Raw genomic sequence first — 5,609 nt, 5'->3', positions numbered from 1 at the left:
AGCCATCTCCAATTTCTGCATCTGCTCGAATAATACGGGGATGTCATCTACCCGTTCCGTGATAAGAGTGAGCGTTTCGGTCATGAAACGAGGTTACCTCAAATTTGCTAAACCCCTCAAAAAATGAGCGAACCATGAGTGAAGAAAGGAAGGAAAAGATTGAATGCGAACGCCTGCGATGAATTAAGATGATGGAAATAACGGTGTCTAGACTTACGAAAACTACCTTCTAAGGAGCGAGCGATCGGCAGTAAATTTAAATCAGTATCTACCTTGGGGAGAATATGATCATACAATATGACCTTGCCCTGGTGAATGAATTCCCCTTGAACAGAGACTCCCAGCACTGATTTTTTGTAGGAACTCAGATGAAGTTTTAAATCGTCTTGATAGGACATAGATGCAACTGTACCATAGCCAACTCTGGCTCACGATAAAATAACCGCATGGACTTCTTTGAACTCGCCCAGCAGGTGGAGGAGTTTTTCGGGGTCAAGCTAGAAATGGCAGGAGGAATGACTATCTGGGAGGCGTTTCCTTAGTACAAGCACCTGAACCGTATCTATAAAATCCAGCAGTCTATCCGTCGTCGCGCCGATGCAATCTACGACTACACCTGTACCCATGTCTCCGATGCCTACGTCAAGTTCCCCGATGGCTCGATCAAGCGGCCCGATATCGCGATTTTCTGCCGCGAACCCAACGAAGGCGAGCAAGACGGTGCAGTGACGCTCCTACCTGAGGCGATTATTGAGATTATCAGCAAGCACTACGAAGACAAAGACCTCAAAGTGGGAGTGCCGTTTTACCTGAGTCAGGGAATCGCTGATGTGGTGACGCTGGACATGGCGACAAGTACTGTCACGCACTTCCGTCACGGCCAGCCCGAGCAAGTCCACACGTCCCCGGTGACACTGGCCTTCGCGTGTGGCTGTGAGGCGACGGTTTAGGAATCCGTGGGTTTTTAGAGCTCTCTCATACTTCCTTGAATCGCGTCCAGCGTGCTCTGGATAATCTCCGGGGTGTGTGCGGCGCTGACAAAGCCCGCCTCAAAGGCGCTGGGAGCCAGATAGACCCCGCGCTCTAGGAGCTTGTGGAAAAACACGGCGTAGCGCTCGGCGTGGACGAATTGCTTTGCCGTGGCGTAGTCCGTGATCTTTGCGCCTTCTTCTTTCAGCAAGTAGAACCCAAACATCGTCCCGATACAGCCCGCCTGAATCGGCAGGTTGGCCGACTCAGCGGCAGCGCGGATGCCCTCGGTGAGCTGTGTCGTGCGTGCAACAATTCCCTCGAAAACGCCAGGCTTTTGTAGCTCCGTGAGCGTCGCCAGGCCCGCCGCCATCGCCAGCGGATTGCCCGAGAGCGTCCCCGCCTGGTACATCGTCCCGGCAGGCGCGACGTGCTGCATGATCGCCTTCTTGCCCGCATACGCCCCGACTGGAAGCCCTCCGCCGATGACTTTTCCTAGGCACGTGATGTCGGGATCAATCCCCCAGTACGCCTGTGCCCCGCCGGGCGAGACACGGAAGCCCGTCATCACTTCATCTAAAATAAATAGCGTACCGTACTCACGACACAGCGCCTGGAGCCCCAGCAAATAGCCCTCTGCGGGCGTCACAAAACCCATATTCGCCGCAATCGGCTCCACGATCACCGCCGCAATCTCGCTACCCAGCTCCGCAAAGAGCGCCTTTGCGCCCTCCAAGTCGTTGTAGGAAAGCGTCAGCGTACTCGCCGCCGTGGCCTTGGGAACGCCTGGCGAGTCCGGCAGACCGAGCGTCGCCACACCACTTCCTGCTTGCACGAGAAGCATATCGGCGTGGCCGTGGTAACAACCGGAGAACTTGACGATCTTCTCACGCCCCGTGACCGCACGGGCGAGGCGTAGTGCGCTCATGCACGCCTCGGTGCCGCTATTGACGAAGCGAATCTGCTCGATGCTGGGCACCATCGCGATGACTTGCTCAGCGAGCTGGTTCTCCAGAGCTGTCGGTGCCCCATAGCTTGTGCCCTTGGCCGCCGTCTCCGCGATTGCCTGCAAGACAACTTCCGGCGCATGGCCCAGCACCAGCGGCCCCCAGGAGAGCACATAGTCCGTGTAGCGGTTGCCGTCAGCGTCCCAGATATACGGCCCTGCGCCACGTTCGATAAACCGGGGCGTTCCCCCGACGCCACGAAAGGCACGGACGGGGCTATTGACGCCGCCGGGGATAAGCTCCTGCGCGCGGGCAAAGAGTCGCTCTGATTCTTGTGTGTTCATCGGTATTAGGATACCCGCTTTGTCCCGCATGATCCGCCCCCGTTGGAGGAGGGCGTCAACGAGCCTGCGGCTGGGAAGGCCTCCGGCCATAGGGCTTTCTGATGGCCGAAGGCCTTTGCGGCGGAGCTTGCGACGCCCGTTGACGCCCCGCTCTCACCGGGGCGATTACAGCCGCCCCACCACTTCCTCTGCTTGGTGAATGCAGTCGGGGATGCCGACACCACGGTAGGCGCAGCCGGTGAGGTGCAGACCAGGGGGCAGAGATTTCTCCAGGACGTCTATCCGATCCAGGTGACCCGCATCGTACTGGGGGTTGGCGTTGTGCCAGCGGAAGATGCGGTGAAAGAGCGGCTCGGCGGTGATACCCAGAATGTCGAGGAGCTGTACTTTGGCCATCGCCAGAATTTCGTCGTCGGTTTTCTCCAGCGTCTCGGGCGTGCGGGAGCCGCCGAAGAAGACCCGGACAAGCGCGTGGCCGTCGGGGGCGCGCGAGGGAAACTTCACGGACGAGATCGTCAAGGCGTTGATCGGGCGCTTCTCACGTAGCGGGATCACCATCCCAAAGCCGTTTAGGGGGCGCTTGATGTCCTCGGTGCGGAAGCCCAGCGAGAGCGTCCCCGTGCTCACCGCCCGGATCAGGTCGAGTTGCTCGGCGACACGAGGGGCGAGGGGCTGGAGGAGCGTCGCGGCAACCGACGCGGGCGTCGTCACGATCACTTGCTCGGCAGCGAGTGTGGTTCCATCCGAGAGGCTAAGGCTATAGCCTAGGCGACTTGGCCCGAGCGCTGTCACGGAGGTGCCGAGCCGGAGCGTGCCCGTGAGCTGTTCGACGAGCGCGTCTACGAGCTCCTGCGTGCCGCCGGGAAACGACTGGAACATCACGGGTCGCTTGCCGCTTTTGTTGGCTTGTGCCTGTTTGTTTTTCTGCGCGAGCGTTCCTCGGATCAGGCTCCCGAACTCCGTCTCTAGCTCGCGGTAGCGCGGAAAGGTCGCCAGCAGGCTCTGGCGCTCGGACTCCCCGCTATAGATGCCCGAGAGCAGGGGCTCTCCTAGTTTTTCGAGGGCTTCTTGGCCGAAGCGACGACGCACAAAGCTGCCGATAGTCTCGTCGGCAGAATCCGTTCGTGGGGGAATCAGCCAGTCGAGGCCCATGCGGAGCTTGCCGGAAAGCGAGAGCAGGGGAGTTTTGAGAAAGGGCCAGAACTTGGTGGGGACAATGAGCTGCATGCCCTCGGGGAGCGCGACGGGCTGGCCATTGTGGAGAATATAGATCGTGCGGAGCGTGTCGTTGGTGCCAAGCAGGCGCTCGCCCAGCCCCAGCTCACGGGCGAGCGCTGCCGCCCAGGGCTTGGTCGCCAGAAACGAGTCCGCCCCGCCCTCTACCACAAAATCGCCGATCTTCTCGGTCTGGAGCTTTCCGCCCCAGCGCCCCGATGCCTCTAAAACGACATACTCCAGGCCACGCTTCTGGGCAAACCACGCCGTGCTGAGCCCTGAGATACCGCCTCCGATTATGGCGATCATGGGGTGGTCTTGGTGTAGTCGTGGACAAGGTCAATGAGACGGCGCACGGTATCGACCGGGGTCTCGGGCAGGATCCCGTGCCCTAGGTTGAAGATATGGCCGGGTTTGCCCTTGACACGATCCAGAATCTTTTCCACCTGCGGCTGGAGCGCATCCCAGCCCGCAAAGAGCGCCACGGGGTCTAAATTACCCTGCACCGCCACACTGTCACCCAGCTCGTCCCACGCCGCCGCCAGATCCGTACGCCAGTCCACCCCGATCACATCGCCGCCCGCTTTCTGGATCAGGGGCAACATTCCGCTGGTGCCAGTGCCAAAGTGAATCAGCGGAACCCCCGCTTTGCTGGCAATCTCCAGCGCTTTACGGCTGTAGGGGAGGACGAATTTTTCGTAGTCGGCGGGGCTTAGCTCACCCACCCAGCTATCGAAGAGCTGGAGGGCTTGCGCCCCCGCCTCGGCCTGCGCGAGAAGATACTCCCCGGCAAGAGTCGCGAGCTTGTTCATGAGCGAGTGCCATGCCACCGGCTCGTTCCACATCAGCTTCTTCACTTCAATGCGGTTCTTACTCGCACCGCCCTCGACTGCGTAGCTGGCCAGGGTGAACGGAGCGCCGCTGAAGCCGATCAAGGGAATCCCGCGCGGCTCCAGCTCTTTTCGCACCAGCTTGATGGCCTCTAGCGTGAAGCTCAGGGTCTCGCGGGGCTCTGGCAAGACAAGCTGCCCGACGGCTTTGGCCGTGCGCACGGGGTTGTGGATCACCGGCCCCTCGCCCTTGAGAAACTCCAGCTCTAGGCCCATGCCCTCCAGCGGCGGGAGAATATCGGCAAAGATAATCGCGGCATCCAAATCAAACGCGTTGATCGGCTGCATCGTCACCTCGCACGCCAGCACGGGGTCTTTGATCAGCTCTAAAATACTGTACTTGGTGCGTAGCTCGCGGTACTCAGGCATGTAGCGCCCGGCTTGGCGCATCAGCCAAACGGGAGTGGCGTCGACAGGCTCACGTCGGCAAGCGCGTAAAAATCGGCTATTTTGCATGGTAGAAATCGTTGACGTCTTTTAGGTTTTCTAGGCGAGGAGGAGGCCAGGGGTCTCCAGAAGCTCCTTGACCCGTGCCAGAAACGCAGCGGCAGGGGCACCATCTAGCGCACGGTGGTCGAAGCTGAGGGAGAGACCCATCATGGGGCGTACGGCGGGCTGGCCATTTACTGCCACAATCGTATCGGTGATGGCGCAGATACCCAGAATCGCCACTTGCGGTGGCGGAATGATCGGGTTGAACGACTGCACGCCGTAGTTGCCGAGATTGGTGATCGTAAACGTCCCACCCGTCACTTCGTCGCTGGCAAGCTTCATGGTGCGTGCCCGTGCCGCAAGATCCACACGGTCTTTGGCAAGCTGGGTCAGGCCCTTGCTCTGGACATCTTTAATCACCGGGACGATCAGCCCGTCGTTGCCCAGCGAGACAGCCATTCCGATGTGCGCGCTCTCAAAGAGCGTGATCGTGTCGCCGCTGATATGCGCATTGACCATCGGGTGCTCTCTTAGCGCATGGCCACAGGCTTTGAGGATCAGGTCGGTGGGCGAGATGCGTACGTTGTCGGACTTCTCGATAGCGGGCAGGAGCTGCTTGCGAAGCTTGTTGGCCTCGGTCATGTCCACGGACAGATTGAGTGTTACATGCGGCTTCTCGCGCACGGACTTGCTCAGGTTGTCCGCCACCCGCTTTCGAAGTCCCGCAAGGGGGAGAACCCTCCTCCCCCCGGCCCCCTCCTCCCAACCCTGGGAGGAGGGGGAGAGAGGGGGAGTCCCAAGCGACCTCTGGC

The 5,609-nt window shown here is 60.0% G+C and carries 6 protein-coding genes; 1 reads left to right on the top strand and 5 read right to left on the bottom strand.

The features are described 5' to 3' along the window. Positions 1-116: 116 nt before the first annotated feature. The gene (locus RMO15_RS21720; protein ID WP_309717062.1) at positions 117-398 is read right to left on the bottom strand and encodes a hypothetical protein; all 282 of its coding nucleotides are present in this window, start codon (positions 396-398) and stop codon (positions 117-119) included. A 153-nt stretch (positions 399-551) separates the two neighbouring features. Between RMO15_RS21720 and RMO15_RS21715 the strand changes: the two genes are divergently transcribed. Beyond that, the gene (locus tag RMO15_RS21715; RefSeq protein WP_309717064.1) at positions 552-950 is read left to right on the top strand and encodes a Uma2 family endonuclease; all 399 of its coding nucleotides are present in this window, start codon (positions 552-554) and stop codon (positions 948-950) included. Between the two features lie 14 nt (positions 951-964). On the opposite strand, the gene hemL is transcribed toward RMO15_RS21715, so the two are convergent. The 4 genes from hemL to RMO15_RS21695 all read right to left on the bottom strand — a co-directional run. After that, complete coding sequence (gene hemL / locus RMO15_RS21710; RefSeq protein ID WP_369016150.1) at positions 965-2,272, bottom strand: glutamate-1-semialdehyde 2,1-aminomutase; 1,308 nt, start codon at positions 2,270-2,272, stop codon at positions 965-967. Between the two features lie 153 nt (positions 2,273-2,425). Next, positions 2,426-3,784, bottom strand: a complete 1,359-nt coding sequence (gene hemG / locus RMO15_RS21705; RefSeq protein ID WP_309717058.1) for a protoporphyrinogen oxidase — start codon at positions 3,782-3,784, stop codon at positions 2,426-2,428. Further along, positions 3,781-4,821 carry a uroporphyrinogen decarboxylase gene (gene hemE, locus RMO15_RS21700; RefSeq protein WP_309717055.1) on the bottom strand — a complete coding sequence of 347 codons (1,041 nt, stop codon included), beginning with the start codon at positions 4,819-4,821 and terminating at the stop codon, positions 3,781-3,783. Before hemE ends, hemG begins: the two co-directional genes overlap by 4 nt. A 30-nt stretch (positions 4,822-4,851) precedes the next feature. Continuing rightward, a partial coding sequence (locus RMO15_RS21695) for a dihydrolipoamide acetyltransferase family protein (protein ID WP_309717052.1) occupies positions 4,852-5,609 on the bottom strand: 758 nt, incomplete at its 5' end.

The organism is Armatimonas sp., from assembly GCF_031410135.1.
GTDB lineage: Bacteria > Armatimonadota > Armatimonadia > Armatimonadales > Armatimonadaceae > Armatimonas.
This window is presented reverse-complemented; position numbering and strand designations above follow the sequence as displayed.